We start from the raw sequence: 15690 nt of genomic DNA on the forward strand, positions 1-15690 counted from the left end.
GTTAGATGGTGAGACCCTATACCATCAAAATACGCAATCTAATAGTGTTCCTCGAAATGGTAGTGAGTGGAATCCAATTACCTATTTAGGTGATGGCGAGTATCAAATTGACGCGCCAGTCCAAACAGATGATTACCTGTCATATGGTCAATGGGGTTATTTGCATCAGGCCGACGCTGCTGGCACCTATTATTTTAGGATTCCTTATGGTCAGGGGTTGCTACTAATCACGGATGCTATGATTTACCGGCAGGCGAATTGGCAGGATAATCCTAGTATTCAAGTTAATTATTTAGATGCTACGACTGGGGAAGTGATTAAAAATCCCGAGACATTAGGGGTTAATCAAAAACTTGGTGACACGGTGGATTTAACCCAATATACGGCTCTGACAGGTTACGATTATGTCAAAACGGATGCTGACAACTTGGTACGGACGTATACGGCTGATCCACAAACGATTAATTTGTATTTTTCGCCAGTGGCTAAGCAGGCAGCAGGTGATGTGAAGGTTCAGTATGTTGATGAAGCTGGCAACGTGTTAGCAACTGATACCGCAACCTATCCGGCGGGGCAATGGGTCGATGAAGCCTATACAACAACGGCACGGACAATTGATGGCTATACCTTTAAAGAAATTGACAGTCATGGTTTAGCAGCCAATGGGACATTAACGCAAGCTGGTGGGACCGTGATTTATATTTATCAAAAAGATGCGGTTATCCCAGTCGCAGATGGGCAAGTAACGATTGTTTATGTTGACAGTACTACGGGTAAGACTTTGACTGAACAAACTATTACCGGCGCACAGGGCAGTACTAGCGAATATCAAACTGATGCCATGATTCAACATTATTTTAATTTAGGCTACGAACTGATTGAAGATGGTTTTCCCAGTGCTGGGATAGTTTTTGATGATCAAGCGCCAACTTATACGGTGCGATTGGGCCATCAAATTGTTGATATAACTGAGACTAAGACCGTGACCCGAACCATTCATTATGTTTATGCTGACGGTACTTCGGCGGCCGCTGATAAGGTCCAGCAGCTCCTATTTACGCGAACTGGTCAACGAGATTTAGTCGACTGGACAACCAGCTGGGCGGCTTGGCAAGCAGAACAAACGAGCTTTGCTGCTCAGACTTCGCCAGTGATTGCTGGTTATCAAGCTGACCAGTTGACGGTGCCGTTGATGAGCGGGGTTACTGCTGATCAGGATGATAGTCAAGTTACGGTTACTTATCAGGCAATCACCGATCCTAGTACACCAGACCCGGACCCAGAGCCAACGCCGGATCCAGACCCAGACCCAGAACCAACACCGGACCCGGATCCAGAACCAACACCGGACCCGGATCCAGAACCAACGCCAGATCCGGACCCAGAGCCAACACCAGACCCGAATCCAGAACCAACGCCGGACCCGGATCCAGAACCAACGCCAGATCCGGACCCAGAGCCAACACCAGACCCGAATCCAGAACCAACGCCGGACCCGGATCCAGAACCAACACCGGACCCGGATCCAGAACCAACGCCAGATCCGGACCCAGAGCCAACACCAGATCCGGACCCAGAACCAACGCCGGACCCAGAGCCAAAGCCAGATCCTGCTCCAACACCGGCACCAACGCCGGATCCAATACCAGTACCAGCCTTGGATTCAAAGTCAGACGCTGGTTCAAATGCCGATACAGTAAATACTGTTTTAAAGCCAGAATCCGTATTAGCGATGCCCTTAACAGCCAATACTGTTCAAGTAGTGACTAATGAGCGGCAAACTGAATTAACGCCAACGCAACCAGCCATGATACGACCGATGAAAACACAATCAGCGACGTCTTTGCCACAAACGAATGAGACGCCGACTGGTTGGTGGGCGATGTTAGGCGGTTTACTGCTGACTTTACTTGGTTTTTCAGGTTACTGGTACCGCAAGCATTAGTCAAAGTCGCAAGACTGAGATAAGAAAGTTAAGCTCAAAAGGATTCTGTGTTAATCGTTGTTGGTAACAATAAATAGGTGTGTTTGGTCAACGGTTGTTGATGGCGCACTATTAAAAGGAAATCAAGTCGTTTACGGATTGATTTCCTTTTTTTATTTTACACAAAAAATTGGGTGTTAATGAAATTCCATCAACACCCAATTTTGTAGAACTAATGTAAAATCAAGCGCCAATCACCATGTCACGGTGACGGTAGCCAATCCAGCCAATTATCATTAACCCAATACTGATTAAGGTAATGGTGATAAAAGTTGGACCATCAAAGTTAGCAATCGGTAATCGTGGCAACCAAGTTTGAATGGCAGTTTTAGCGAACCAATCGGGTAGCTGCAACAGTTTACCGAAGTAGTTGAGTGCAAAGGCATAGCCCAGATAGACGTAACTGATTTTACTGAGGCGTGGGTACCAACCTAACAAAAAGCTGGTCAGACCGAGTATAAATAACACACTAGGAAAGAGGTTAAAACCTGCTGCCCAAAAATCGGTTAATGTCAGTGTCGTATGCGATAAGCTATGCAAAGCAACCGCACCTAAACTTGTTGTGGCAATCACGGTGCCAATGAGGCCAGTGACTAAAGCCAGCCCCAGTGTCGACCAATATAATTGACCACGACTGATTTTAGTGGCGAAGAGTTGATCCAAATGACCACGATTTTCTTCAGTGAAGAGCTTGATCATAATCATAATTGGCGGAATGGCAACTAACGCTAACATGACCAGCATAATGGTGCTTGTAAAGGCGGCTTCGATGGACTGGTTAGCGGCAGTGAAAACTTGTTTGATTAAAGGATTGCTAGTGATAAACGTGTGTAAGTCACCGTAAATGGATCCATAAGCCGCACCCATGACGATAAAGCCTAGTAGCCAACTTATTAGTGGTCCTCGATTCAAACGCCAGCTAAGCCCGGGAATTGAACGTAAGGTTATTCCGGCATGTGCGCGGCCAGCGAATTCTGGTAAGAAACCTGCGCCCATATCGCGATGACTACCGAGAATAAAGGCGATGATGATGAGAATGGCACTAAAGCCCAGACTATACCAGAGCGGTAACCAGTTGTTATGTGTAAAAGGGGCAGTGAGGTAGATCCAACTCATGGGATTAAACCACGACGCCTGTAAATGACTAATATCTGTGCCGGCACGACTTAAATAAAGCAGGCCAATAATGCCTAATGAGGTGCCGGTAGCGCCGGCCGCCGTTGGCATTAATTGAGCACAAACGAGTGCCAAGCTCGCACCTAGTATGCCAGCTAAGGCGAGGGCACCGCCGAATAACAGCGCCCCGGCTAACGTGATTGATTTAACGCCAAAGCTAACCATCACGCTAGCCGTTAACAAGCCTAATAGGCCATTGATGACAATGGTTTCTAAAATAATAGCCAACGCATTCGCTTGTCGACCAACCTGATAAGAACGCACGAGTTCGGTTAAGCCGCGTTCTTCTTCTTGGCGAGTATGGCTAATCACGTGTAAGGCGGCAATAATCATAGCGAATAAGCCACAGAATAAGAGCATTTCATTTGCATACATCGCGCCTATCGTATAATTGGCAGCGTGTTTGATGGGTGTGGGCCCAACCATCGCAATCATTGCTGGGTTTTGCATGGTGAGATACATGCCGCGCAAGCCCTGACCTTGACTGATTGCTTTGAAAGCGGGAACATAGGCTCCTGAAAATAGCCCCAGCCCGATGACCCAGACGATTATCTTTTGCCAATCTCGACGGACGGCTTGCCAACATAATTGTGGCCAACGACCAAAACTTTCTTGCATTTTAGGTCCCTCCTAGTCCTGATAATGTCGCATGAATAAGTCTTCAAGCGTCGGCGGCGTGGAAGTAAAGGTTTTAACATCAAATTTGGTTGCGGTTAATAAAACGGTGTTAAGAGCCTCGTTATCGACTGAAAAAGTGGTGTGTGTACCTTTTTGGACCCAATCATGCACGCCGGGTAGAGCTTGTAAGCTGCTTGAATCTTGTGCCGTGACCATCGTAATCGTGGCCCGAGTTAAATGCCGGAGTTGGGCGAGTGATCCGGATTCAACGATGGTGCCTTTACGAATGATGACGACCTTATCCGCTAGCCGTTCGACTTCACTTAAAATGTGTGAGGATAGCAAGATGGCTTTGCCAGCGGCTTTTAGTTGGGCCACCTCTGCTTGAAAAACAGCCTCCATCAAGGGGTCTAACCCAGAAGTGGGTTCATCAAAAATATAGAGGTCAGCGTCGACTGATAAGGCGGCAATCAAGCCAACTTTTTGGCGATTCCCTTTAGAGTAATTTTTTGCTTTTTTCTTTGGATCAAGTTCAAAGCGTTTAATGAGTGCATCCCGCTTTTCGGGGTGACCGTGGCCGTGTAGCCGCATGAATAGGTCGATAATTTCGCCACCGGTAAGATTGCCCCAAAGCGCAACGTCACCGGGGACGTATGCGACGTGCTGATGGATTTTCACGCTATGTTGCCAGACATCTTCGCCAAAAATTGTAACGTCACCGGCATCGCGATTGATAATTCCTAATAGGGTGCGAATCGTGGTCGATTTACCGGCCCCATTCGGTCCAATAAACCCCACCACTTCACCGGCATTAACGGTAAAATTAATATCTTTTAGCGCTTGAAATTTGCCAAACTTTTTTTGTAGTCCTTGGATGTTAACAATTGCTGTCATTATCAGCACTCCCTTCAAAACGTACCTAATTGATGAATCCCATCATAGTCATTATTGACTCACTAGTCAATAGCGATCAAAAAAATAATAACCCGATTGTCAGCTTACCTGATAAAGGCGAACAAACCTTAGCAGTAGCTGATTGTTGCGGCCACCGTACAGGTATAAAAAAACCGCATGTGAGAGCTTATCTCAACACGCGATTTTTTGGTTAAGGTGAATTAGCGAATAACGGTCACTGTGCATGGTGCTTGGTCGACAACATAGCTTGTAGTTGAGCCGACTGCCACTCGATGTGGGGAATCTTTGCCAGTTGCGCCCATCACGATCAGCTCAATGTCAGGGTGTTGCTTGGCATAATCACGAATGGACCGTTTCGGGTTGCCATAGGTAATTTCGGTTTTAAAAACAGGAACGGGGGTGGTCGCCACAAATTGTTGGCGGTCATGCATGTCGGCCCGAGCATGTGCGGCTTCGGCATCTAGTAGTTCATTGAGGACCGGATCTAAAGCTGGCGCATGGTAGGCATTATCATCAACCACATAAAGTGCGGTTAAGTTAGCGTGATGGCGTTGCGCAATGTTCACGGCGGCTTCAAAGGCCACCTGAGCTTGGGCGGAACTGTCAACGGGAACTAAAATGTGTTTGTAGTTGTTAGGCATGCTGCCCACCTCCAGTAATTTCTTTTTATCATACCTGATGTGATGCTACTTGGAAAGTTAAATGCATTTTTTAGTGATTTTAGTAGGCAGCGTCAATGGGGTAGCGTATATTTAAAACAGTTGAGGGGAGGAAGCAACGGATGATGCATAAAATGGGGCAACAATTACTGAGAATGGAAGCCTGGCTGAACCGACGACGGTACTTTCAAGCGATTCAAGCTACTTTGCAATTATTATTTCCAATCGTTTTACTTGGGGCTTACGTGGACAGTGTGAATCAAGCGATTTTTCAAAAAAATGGCTTTCTTAATCAAATCTATGCCATCAGTCATTGGTTACCCGGGTTTTCACATTTTGCCCGGTATACGACGTTATTAAGCACTAGTCTGAATGGCTTGATTGCGGTTGTCGCAGCATTTGCGGCGGCAAATTTTGTCGTGCGGTCAGCCCAACGGGATTATTTATTGGCTGGGATGACGGCGACTGTGAGTTTCATGATGTTGAACTTTAATTTTGGGACCGCAACTAAAACGGATCAAGCCGGGGGCACGGCATTTATGACGACTGATTTAGGCATGCGGGGCTTTTTACTCGCATTATTGGTTGGGTTAATCACCGGCGCTTTGTTTAATCAGTTGAGTGCACCTAGTCAGCCGATTTTTAGTGAGCGCCAGTGGTTAGCTCGCGTTAAAATGAATTGGCTACCGTTAGTTTTGACTTTAGGTGCGTTCAGCTTGTTGAGTTATGGCAGTAGTTTGGTGAACAAGACCGGTGTAAACGGCTTGCTTTACTTAGCTAGCCAATGGCCGTTTGTGAATCCCGGCACCGTGCTGGGGGGATCTTAGGGGTCACATTTTTGAGCAATTCCTATTGGCTACTCGGGTTAGTAGGGCCCCTTGATTTTAGTGGGAATAGTTCCGTTAGTACGATTCAGAATTTAGAATATGCATTACAGCATGGGTCGGCATGGGGCGCCCCCAATCCAATTACGGTGCACACGATTTTTGATAGTTTTGCTAATGTTGGCGGTCCGGGCATGACGTTGGCGTTAATTATCGCTATTCTTTGGCAATCGCAGCATCGACGGTATCGCCAAGTGGCTAAAGCCAGTTGGTTACCCAGCATGTTTAACTTCAATCAGCCTTTATTATTCGGGTTACCTTTAATTTTGCGACCAATTTTAGCGATTCCATTTTTAGTGGCGCCCTTAGTGACGACCCTTATAACATGGATTGCATTGAAGTTACAATGGATGCCACCAGTGGTTTATCCACTTCACCGCACCACACCGGGATTCTTGATGGGGTGGTTGGGTACCGGGGGCGATTGGCACGCCTTGCTTGTGAGTGTGGTGAATCTCGTAGTTGCCACGGCTATTTATTTACCGTTCATTTGGTTAGACAATCAGGCAGTTAAAGGAGGCGCTAGCTAATGAAGCATAATTGGTGGCGTTGGTTATTAGGGGTCATTATTTTGGTGGGAATCAGTTGGCCAGCCTATAACTGGTCAAAAGCTGATATTAAAACGTTGAAGAATGCGGGTCGAACACGGATGGCACCAGTCATCATGATTCCGGGTTCCAGTGCGACGCAAAATCGTTTTGATACCCTGATTACGGAATTGGGTAAAAAGATACCGCAAAAGCACAGTGTACTGAAGTTAACGGTTAAGATGGATGGCACGATTCAGTATCGTGGTAATTTGAGTCGGCGTGATACGGCCCCCTTTATTGTGATTAGCTTTGAAAATAATAAAGACGGGCAGACTAATATTGATAAGCAGGCGGTTTGGTTGAATACGGCGTTTAAAGCATTAGTCAAAACGTACGGCTTTAATCATTTTCGGGCATTGGGACATTCCAACGGGGGCCTAATCTGGACGCTGTTTTTAGCGCGTTATCTAAAGCAATCACCGCAAGTTAGAATTGATCGTTTAATGACGATTGGGACGCCATATAATATGGAATCCACGAGTACCACGGCAAAGACCGGGATGTTTAAAGAATTGTACCGGTATCGCGAAGGATTGCCGAAAGCTTTAACGGTTTATTCAATAGCGGGAACCGAAAATTACACGAGTGATGGGACGGTCCCATACAATAGTGTGAATTATGGCAAGTATATCTTTCAAGACCAAGTGAAACACTTTACTGAAGTGACCGTTACGGGTGCTAACGCCGTGCATTCTGATCTGCCACAAAATAAGCAGATTGTGGCGTTGATTCGGCAATATCTGCTTGATGAAAATGTCTCAGATAAAATTCGGCGGCAAAATGCCCAACAAATGAAGCAGTAATGGTTACAAACTAACTTTTGGCAGCCGCGATAACAAAAAATTGCGACAAGAATTCACAAAATTCCTGTCGCAATTTTTTTGTTTGAGTCACTTTATTAGTTAACGACGGTGATGGACAGGAACGTGGTGCTTTGTCCCAATCTTTTTCTTAGTGGTTGACCGATGTTTGGCTGGCCGTTTGAGTTTTAAACGTAAACGCATCAAGGTCCGTGGTGCAGGCCGTCGAGCGGCATCAATCGTGGTCGCTGGTGCGAAAGCCAGACTGCCGCCAATCCCCATAATGAGTACCAGCGTAATGAGTCGTCGTGTTTTCAAAATTCGTTTCCCCCTAACTAAACTGCTTCATTAGTTTATAAGTAATTGTCATTGCCGTCAATCTCAGGGGATAATGATGGCGTTTACAATCTTTTTACGGCCTGTTAACAAAGAATTAACGAAAACCGATGAAATGTGATTGTATTTTAGTCACATTTCCTTTATGGTGAAGATATTATAAAAAAGGGGTTTACTTAAATGAATATTGAAATTTTAAACTCAGCGATTCAAGATTTACATTTTCAAATTATTTATGATCGTGATGAAACAAAAGATGAACCTGGCCAAGGGCAATTTAGTTACACACCAGCTAATCCGGATGTCAAAAAGACTTTTGGGGATGACGTCGTACAAGCCCAATTGGACGTGACCTATAAAGAAGAAATGTACGATTTATCGGCAACGGTCTTTGCTATTGTGCGTTTAAGTGGTGAAATGGTCAGCATGATTGAACGGCAATCTAATAACAAGCCGTTAGAAGATGATGAAAAAGGGATGCTAGATAACTTAAACGGTGCGATCATTCCAGCTTTGTCAGCTAAAGTACGGGCCTATGCCGCCTTGTTCTCAACCGAAGCTAGCAATTTTGCGGTGATGCCAGCAGATTTTGATGACAGTCAGGAAAATGCACCTAAACCAGCCTAAGTTTTGGCTAATAAATTTTGAGTCTTAGAAATGACGTTTGGGTGAGTCTCAAACGTTATTTTTATTGGGCTAATAGCTTTGTTAAGTGAAAAAACGAAGTTACAAAACCGTTTGTGCAATCGTTAACAATCGTGATATAATGGGAATTGACCCCAATAGCATTAGCTGGTTGGGATTAGGTCAAAAGGCATTGTTAGCGGTAGCTTGCAATTATCTACGGACTGACGGCACCCTTGGTTGTCAAAGTTGGGGGTGGCGGTTTAACGAGCGTTAATTCGTCAGCACACATACTTTTAAAAGCACGATGCGCACATAGGATGAGAACCCCGGGTGTCCGCAGGGTCAATGGCGATTGAATTACAACTTGGTAATTCAGTAGCCATTTTTGATTATCTTGGGGGTTAAATTAAGGCGATTAAAAAGCTGTAAAATCCGTAATGAAAGCGTATACTAACGGTGAGAGGAGTGACGATCATGTTTAAACCAATGGCATCAATTTTTACAAATCATCAGATTGCTGGTCATTATCGTGCGATTGACCGAGCCAAACAATGCATTGTGCCGTTTCACTTTGAAATTCAAGGCACTGAATATCCACAGCCGGTACCGGAAAAAAACTGGTTACGTCGACTATCGGGGACCCGGAGCGAGCACTATGCGATGGTTGAATTGACACCGACGAAAGTGATTTTATGGTCGCCAGAGCGCCGTAATTTGGGTGAAATGGCGTTAACCGATATTAAACTCATTCAAGTGGGGGCTATTCGCTGGCATGTCACTCAGGGACTTGATCCGCGGCATGCTTTTCGCGCAACCATTTTTGTTGTGACGGATGCGGGAAACTATTATTTTGCAAATTCAGATATGGAAGTTTTACCAGCTATTTTTAAGTTCGCCCATGCGCACAGCATTCCGGTTGAAGACCCCTTACGTTTAATCCCATTATTGAAGGTTGGGTGGCAAGTCGCTGCTAAGACACTCCATGAAACCTATGCCCAGTTAGCGAAACATACCGGCTATCCGGATTAATAAATGACGATTAGCTTAAAATAAGAATCGCACTAGTTAGCTTAGGCCATGTGATCAGGCCTCGCATAACTAGGGGATTCTTTTTTGATGCATTGGCGTTTAAAAGTTGGTTGCGAAAGATGATATAATAATGGCAATTAGTAAAATAGGAAGGTGTGTATTGCGGCATGTTAACCGGAAAATTTGAAAACTTGCCAACAACGTTGCCACAGCTTTAAATTTGAAGCGTGGTTATCAATAGTTATTAGTCCAAGCGAAAGCTGGATTTTTATCCATCCCTGAAAATAAAATGCATTGGTATGGTTGGCAATTGGCGACGTATTATCGGACTAATGACCTAACGATGATTAAAACATGGCTCTATGATAATTGTCTATTTGGCATGTAAATGTGGTTAATGATGTTGGTTCCAACAGCTATCAGTCGTCTAAACAAATAACCCCCGTGCCAAGTAGCCGCTAGTAACGGCTACTTGGCACGGGGGTTTTAGATTTGAGTTGAATTAGGCGCTTTTAAACCAGCCCTTGGGCAAGCATGGCCTCGGCAACTTTTGTGAAGCCGGCAATATTCGCACCACTTAAATAATCGCCACTAACGGCATATTCATCGGCAGCGGTGACGGACTGAGCAAAGATAGTCTGCATAATTGTCTTTAGGCGGTTATCGACTTCTTCAAAAGACCAGCTTAAGCGCATACTGTTTTGGCTCATTTCCAAAGCAGAGACGGCGACGCCACCAGCATTGGCTGCTTTAGCGGGACCATATAAGACATCAGCTGTTTGGTAGGCCGCAATCGCTGCGGGGGTACTAGGCATATTGGCACCTTCAGCGACGGCTTTAGCCCCGTTAGCGATAATGGTCGCTGCATTGTCAGCATCAATTTCATTTTGCGTTGCGCAAGGTAAGGCAATGTCATAAGCGAGCTTGGCAGTCCAAACGGAACCTTCATGATAGGTCGCACTTGGGACTTGGTCAGCATAAGCTTTAATCCGATCACGATCGACTTCTTTAATCTGTTTAACGATTTCAAAGTCAATCCCGTTTTCATCCACAACATACCCGTTGGAATCAGAACAGGTGAGTACTTTGCCACCTAGTTCAGTAACTTTTTGAATGGCATAAATCGCCACATTACCGGCACCTGAAATGGCGACCCGTTGATTCGTAAAACTGAGGTGGTTGGCTTTGAGCATTTCATCGGTATAGTAGGCCAAGCCATAACCGGTGGCTTCGGTGCGAGCTAAAGAACCGCCATAAGTTAAGCCTTTACCGGTTAAGACGCCTCGGTCGGCACCACGCAACCGCTTGTATTGGCCGTAGAGATAACCGATTTCACGGCCACCAACACCGATATCACCAGCGGGAACGTCCGTATCTAGCCCGATATATTTGCTCAATTCTGTCATGAAACTTTGACAAAAACGCATGATTTCATGATCAGATTTCCCCTTAGGATCAAAGTCAGACCCGCCTTTGCCACCACCAATTGGGAGGCCGGTTAGGGCATTTTTAAAAATTTGTTCGAAGCCTAAGAACTTAACGATACTTAGGTTGACGGAAGGGTGGAGTCGTAAGCCACCTTTATAAGGACCAATGGCTGAGTTGAATTGGACCCGAAAGCCCCGGTTGACCTGAGCGTGACCGGCATCATCTAACCAAGGCACCCGGAACTGAATAACCCGTTCTGGTTCGGTTAATCGTTCCAGAATGTTGGCATCAATGTATTCTGGATGTTGCTCGAAGACCGGCGTCATCGTTTGAAAGAAGTCATGGACGGCTTCTAAAAATTCAGCTTGGTTCGGATCACGGTGCTCAATCACAGTATAAACATGTTGTAAATAATCGGTTGCTTTACTCAATATAATCATCCTTCCATACATAAGTTAACTATCATTCATATTTTACTGGTTTTGTTCGGAAATTGCACGAGTTAAATCAGCTAATTTGCATCGGAATTTTGGTGATTATACCCGTCAAAACGAAAAATGGTTCGGTCGCTTAACACAAAAGAATGTTTGCGTGCATTCTGACGGCAGGAGCCGTATCCTTACGACAATAAGAATTGGGGGATTATAGTAATTATGAAGCGATGGCGGTTGACCATGGAAATAGTAGTCGGTAGCGTAGTCGTGTTTGGCCTGATGGGGCTGGCATTTCACGGTATTCGGACGACGCAGGTTAATTCGGTAACGACGCCTAAACCGGTGGTCAAAAAGACAGCGATGGCTGATATGGCATCCACGCGGCAATTGACGCAAGCCCAGGCGATGACTCAAATTACGGCCTTGGTTAAGCGGCGACGAATTATGGGAACGTTACTAGTGACGAACAATGGACCGACCGGTGTTCAGATTAAGTCGTTTGGCGCTGCCAACGTGGCGCCACTTGAACCAAATACGGCTAATGAAGCCTATCCGTTGGCTTCATTACAAAAAGCCGTGACGGGTGCCATGATTCAACAGTTAATCAATGAAAAACGCCTGTCAATGACCACGCCACTCAGTATGTATTTGCCGCAGGTGCCCTATGCCAATCAGATTACAATTCGTGAGTTATTGGATCATACATCTGGTATCCGAATGAAGGAGACCACGCCGCCAAAGTTGCTGCCAACGGAACCAGCACAACTTAATTATACATTGACCCATTTGAAGTCAACAAATCATCATACTTATGCGTATTCTAATGCGAATTTTACGTTGTTAGCTGGCGTTATTCGCCAAGTAACCGGTCGTTCCTATCAAGCTAATTTACAGGCAAAGGTGTTAAAGCCATTGGGAATGCGACACACATACGCCTACAATGAGGTTCCAGCTAATGTCACCAATCCAGTTGGTTATCGGCTGACTAATCTGGGGTTACAGCGGGTATTTTTGTCGAAGCCTTTACAGTCTAGTGAATTGGGTTGTGGGAGCTTATATGCTAGTGTGGGCGATTATTATCGGTTTATGCAGGCGTTACTTTCGGGCCGATTAGTCGGTCAGACGGGGCTTAACATGTTAACGGCAAATAAGCAGTTGACTTATGCGGCAGGGGTCTATTATTTAGGTCAAGACAGAGTCCGCATTGGTGGGAGTGACAATGGTTTTCACACCTACTATATGGGGACGACGAATGGCCAAGTGGGAGTCGTCTTATTCGATAATCAAGGGAATTTTAAACGAGATAATGCCGTTGGTTATGAGATTCAAGCGATTTTAAACCGAGCTGAACGGTTTAAGCACTAGTAAAATGGGGGATGTTAAGATGTGGTTGCGTCGACTGAGACAGGTGGGGTTAGTGATTGTGAGCGGTTTAATCGGCCTACAATTGGGGGGCCTAGTTGCGACTGAGACACGCGACGTAGCGGCGTACTTTAAAGTCAAGTCAGCGCGGGTTCAAGTTCGGGCCACGTTAGCAAAATCGTCAGCCAAGCGGTCACAATCACGCTTGGTACGACCAGGTCAACTATATCGTGGCACGCTCCCGGTCAGCAGTCGGCACACCACCTACCGTTATTTAAAAGCGTTAACGGGTCAGCCGCGCGGATGGGTCAAGCAATCGGATCTACAACCAGTCCAACCAGCGTTAGTTGCAGGTTATTTAAAGCGCTGGGGCACACAAAAGCGTAACGGTCATTTGGCCTTAATCCAACCAGACCGGCCGGTTACCGTTACTTTAGCTGGACCGCCGGGCACGACTAAAACTGCGGTGACACAGCGCGTAGCTGCGAAGAAGCTAACTGAGCCAGCAGTTCAGGTGATTGGCACGACGCAGACGAGTGTTGGCCAATATTATTTACTACAAGTCAATCAGCATCCATATGGTTGGGTAGCGGCCCAACCTTTCGTCTATCAAGCGGCTGCGGTGACGCCGATTAAGGCCAAGACTTGGCGGCGAATTGACCAGCTAATTGCAACCCAACCAATTCAAGGCACATTGTTAGTCGCTAAAAAAGGTCAAACGATTCCGACTGTCCGTGATTATGGCACGACTGGCCGACCAACGGCGACCTTGGATAAGCCAACGACCATTTATCCGATTGCGTCGTTGCAAAAAGCAATGACGGGCGTCATGATTGGTCAGTTGATTCAAAGCCATCAGTTAACATTGACCACGACGTTGGCAAAATTTTACCCGCAGGTACCGTATGCGAAGCAGATCACGATACAACAGTTGTTGGACCATACCTCAGGCATTGTGATGAACGAGGTGGCACCAGCTCGGCCCTTATCAGAAGTGGCGGCTGTCCAATGGGCGTTGAAGCATTTAACGTCCACCAACCAGCATCGTTGGCAGTATTGTAGTGCTAACTATACGTTATTGGCAGGGGTCATTCGGCAAGTGACGAAAAAAACATATGCAGAAAATTTACAGCAACGGATTTTAAAACCAGCTGGAATGACGCAAACAGCACCGTGGAGTCAGTTTGCACATCAAAAGATTGCCTTACCCTATGTGGCGACGGCCCGTGCCACGACGCCAGCGCATCGCATTTCATTGCCGTTATTATCTAGTGAACTAGGGGCTGGCGATATTGGGACTACGGTGATGGATTATTACCGCTTTGTAGCAGCTTTTAACGACGGGACTTTGTTATCAGCCCACATGCGCACGCAGTTGACGCGAATTCGGGCGAAAACTTACGCTGCGGGCTGGTATTATGGGGCTGGTGGCGGACAACATGCCTCGGGCTACGATAATGACATTAGTAATTTTTATCAGCGGACCGCAGCTGGTGGGGTGACAGTGGTCTTTTTCATGAATCAAGCGAACCACCAGTTGGCTCAGCAACTAGTTCAGCAAATTGCGACCTTGATTGCGGCGGATTAAGGTTTAGAATTTATTAAGCGCCTAAGTTGTGGTGGCTAGTTATTGCGTTTAACGGTATCATAACGGTAACTAGTTTAATAAATTTGACAAAAATTATCATGAGAATATAGGTGAACATAAGGATGACTAAAAAAATTAAAGTAATGACTATTTTTGGGACGCGTCCGGAAGCCATTAAAATGGCCCCCATCGTGCTACAGTTGCAGCAATCGGCGCAATTTACGCCCATTACGGTAGTGACCGCGCAACATCGTGAAATGCTGGACCAGGTGTTGACCATTTTTAAGATTAAACCGGATTATGATTTAAATATTATGCGCCCAAATCAAACTTTGGCGGGGATTACGAGTCGGGTGTTGACGAAATTAGATGAGGTGTTAGCGACTGCTAAACCCGATATTATTTTAGTCCATGGCGACACGACTACCACCTTTGCTGCCAGTGTTAGTGCCTTTTATCATCAAATTCCAGTGGGTCATGTGGAAGCAGGCCTACGAACTTGGGATAAGTATTCGCCTTATCCGGAAGAGATGAATCGCCAGCTAACGGATGTGTTGGCTGATATGTATTTTGCCCCAACCACGCTGAGTCAAGCCAATTTACTCAAAGAAAATCACCCAGCAGCACAGATTACGATTACTGGGAATACAGCGATTGATGCGCTAAAGCAAACGGTCAATGCGGATTATCAGCATGCCGCGTTGAACTTGATTCAGCCAGGACACCGCATGATTTTATTAACCATGCATCGGCGTGAGAATCAGGGCGCCCCAATGGAAGCCGTCTTTGCAGCCATTAAGCGGGTCGTTTTAAGTCATCCGGATGTGGAAGTCGTGTATCCAGTGCATTTAAGCCCAGTGGTACAAGCAATTGCGCAGCGGGTACTAGGTCAGACTAACCGGATTCACTTGATTGAGCCGTTAGATGTCGTTGACTTTCATAATATGGCGGCTCGGAGCTACTTTATCATGACGGATTCTGGTGGCGTGCAGGAAGAAGCGCCATCGCTCAATAAACCTGTTTTGGTCTTGCGGACCATGACTGAGCGACCAGAAGGGGTTGATGCCGGTACGCTGAAGTTAGTGGGGACCGATGGCGACCGGGTTGAAGCTGCGATGACACAGTTGTTAGACGATCAAGATGAGTATGATCGGATGGCGATGGCCAAGAACCCGTATGGTGACGGCCATGCGGCGACCTATATCTTAAAGGCGATTGCCGAACATTTTAACTAAACTAAAAATGGGCCAGCGATTAACT

At 46.0% G+C, this 15690-nt stretch carries 15 protein-coding genes and 1 pseudogene; 10 read left to right on the plus strand and 6 right to left on the minus strand.

Going from position 1 to position 15690, the window contains the following annotated elements; translation table 11 throughout:
- Positions 1–238: 238 nt before the first annotated feature.
- A pseudogene (locus C5Z25_RS12805) lies at positions 239–1189 on the plus strand (mucin-binding protein); the annotation flags it as partial.
- A 53-nt stretch (positions 1190–1242) separates the two neighbouring features.
- On the opposite strand, the gene C5Z25_RS12810 reads toward C5Z25_RS12805, so the two are convergent.
- Positions 1243–1749 carry a hypothetical protein gene (locus tag C5Z25_RS12810; protein WP_490334654.1) on the minus strand — a complete coding sequence of 169 codons (507 nt, stop codon included), beginning with the start codon at positions 1747–1749 and terminating at the stop codon, positions 1243–1245.
- A 133-nt stretch (positions 1750–1882) separates the two neighbouring features.
- On the opposite strand from C5Z25_RS12810, the gene C5Z25_RS12815 reads away from it, so the two are divergent.
- Positions 1883–1945, plus strand: coding sequence for a hypothetical protein (locus C5Z25_RS12815; protein ID WP_490334655.1), 63 nt, complete (start codon positions 1883–1885; stop codon positions 1943–1945).
- Positions 1946–2167: 222 nt separating this feature from the next.
- Here C5Z25_RS12815 and C5Z25_RS10750 read toward each other — a convergent pair whose 3' ends face one another.
- From C5Z25_RS10750 to C5Z25_RS10760, 3 genes are all read right to left on the minus strand, one after another.
- On the minus strand, positions 2168–3778 hold the full coding sequence (locus C5Z25_RS10750; RefSeq protein ID WP_105452586.1) for an ABC transporter permease: 1611 nt from the start codon (positions 3776–3778) through the stop codon (positions 2168–2170).
- 12 nt (positions 3779–3790) lie between these two features.
- On the minus strand, positions 3791–4672 hold the full coding sequence (locus C5Z25_RS10755) for an ABC transporter ATP-binding protein (protein ID WP_105452587.1): 882 nt from the start codon (positions 4670–4672) through the stop codon (positions 3791–3793).
- A gap of 221 nt (positions 4673–4893) precedes the next feature.
- Entirely contained in the window at positions 4894–5334 is a 441-nt protein-coding gene (locus C5Z25_RS10760; RefSeq protein ID WP_105452588.1) for a universal stress protein, read from the minus strand.
- A gap of 140 nt (positions 5335–5474) precedes the next feature.
- On the opposite strand from C5Z25_RS10760, the gene C5Z25_RS12645 reads away from it, so the two are divergent.
- Genes C5Z25_RS12645 through C5Z25_RS10770 form a run of 3 tightly spaced genes read left to right on the plus strand, consistent with a single transcriptional unit; the run spans position 5475 to position 7629 of the window.
- Positions 5475–6179 (plus strand): hypothetical protein, encoded by a 705-nt coding sequence (locus tag C5Z25_RS12645; RefSeq protein WP_234002739.1) that lies wholly within the window; start codon positions 5475–5477, stop codon positions 6177–6179.
- A gap of 11 nt (positions 6180–6190) precedes the next feature.
- The gene (locus C5Z25_RS12650) at positions 6191–6766 is read left to right on the plus strand and encodes a PTS transporter subunit EIIC (RefSeq protein WP_234002740.1); all 576 of its coding nucleotides are present in this window, start codon (positions 6191–6193) and stop codon (positions 6764–6766) included.
- Complete coding sequence (locus tag C5Z25_RS10770) at positions 6766–7629, plus strand: alpha/beta hydrolase (protein ID WP_105452589.1); 864 nt, start codon at positions 6766–6768, stop codon at positions 7627–7629. Before C5Z25_RS12650 ends, C5Z25_RS10770 begins: the two co-directional genes overlap by 1 nt.
- Positions 7630–7728: 99 nt before the next feature.
- Here C5Z25_RS10770 and C5Z25_RS10775 read toward each other — a convergent pair whose 3' ends face one another.
- Positions 7729–7944: a hypothetical protein gene (locus C5Z25_RS10775; RefSeq protein WP_105452590.1), complete on the minus strand. Its 216-nt coding sequence runs from the start codon at positions 7942–7944 to the stop codon at positions 7729–7731.
- A 198-nt stretch (positions 7945–8142) separates the two neighbouring features.
- Here C5Z25_RS10775 and C5Z25_RS10780 point away from each other — a divergent pair, with 198 nt between their 5' ends.
- Complete coding sequence (locus C5Z25_RS10780) at positions 8143–8589, plus strand: hypothetical protein (RefSeq protein ID WP_105452591.1); 447 nt, start codon at positions 8143–8145, stop codon at positions 8587–8589.
- A 474-nt stretch (positions 8590–9063) separates the two neighbouring features.
- Positions 9064–9618: a hypothetical protein gene (locus C5Z25_RS10785; RefSeq protein WP_105448098.1), complete on the plus strand. Its 555-nt coding sequence runs from the start codon at positions 9064–9066 to the stop codon at positions 9616–9618.
- A gap of 512 nt (positions 9619–10130) precedes the next feature.
- Here C5Z25_RS10785 and gdhA read toward each other — a convergent pair.
- Positions 10131–11486, minus strand: a complete 1356-nt coding sequence (gene gdhA, locus C5Z25_RS10790; RefSeq protein ID WP_199774909.1) for an NADP-specific glutamate dehydrogenase — start codon at positions 11484–11486, stop codon at positions 10131–10133.
- Between the two features lie 213 nt (positions 11487–11699).
- Here gdhA and C5Z25_RS10795 point away from each other — a divergent pair, with 213 nt between their 5' ends.
- The 3 genes from C5Z25_RS10795 (at position 11700) to wecB (ending at position 15665) form a co-directional block, all read left to right on the plus strand.
- Positions 11700–12845 carry a serine hydrolase domain-containing protein gene (locus C5Z25_RS10795; protein WP_234002741.1) on the plus strand — a complete coding sequence of 382 codons (1146 nt, stop codon included), beginning with the start codon at positions 11700–11702 and terminating at the stop codon, positions 12843–12845.
- A 19-nt stretch (positions 12846–12864) separates the two neighbouring features.
- Entirely contained in the window at positions 12865–14430 is a 1566-nt protein-coding gene (locus C5Z25_RS10800; RefSeq protein ID WP_158682939.1) for a serine hydrolase domain-containing protein, read from the plus strand.
- A 122-nt stretch (positions 14431–14552) separates the two neighbouring features.
- Complete coding sequence (gene wecB / locus C5Z25_RS10805; protein ID WP_105452594.1) at positions 14553–15665, plus strand: non-hydrolyzing UDP-N-acetylglucosamine 2-epimerase; 1113 nt, start codon at positions 14553–14555, stop codon at positions 15663–15665.
- Positions 15666–15690 lie beyond the last annotated feature (25 nt).

This window comes from Lactobacillus sp. CBA3605, from assembly GCF_002970915.1.
GTDB lineage: Bacteria > Bacillota > Bacilli > Lactobacillales > Lactobacillaceae > Lactiplantibacillus.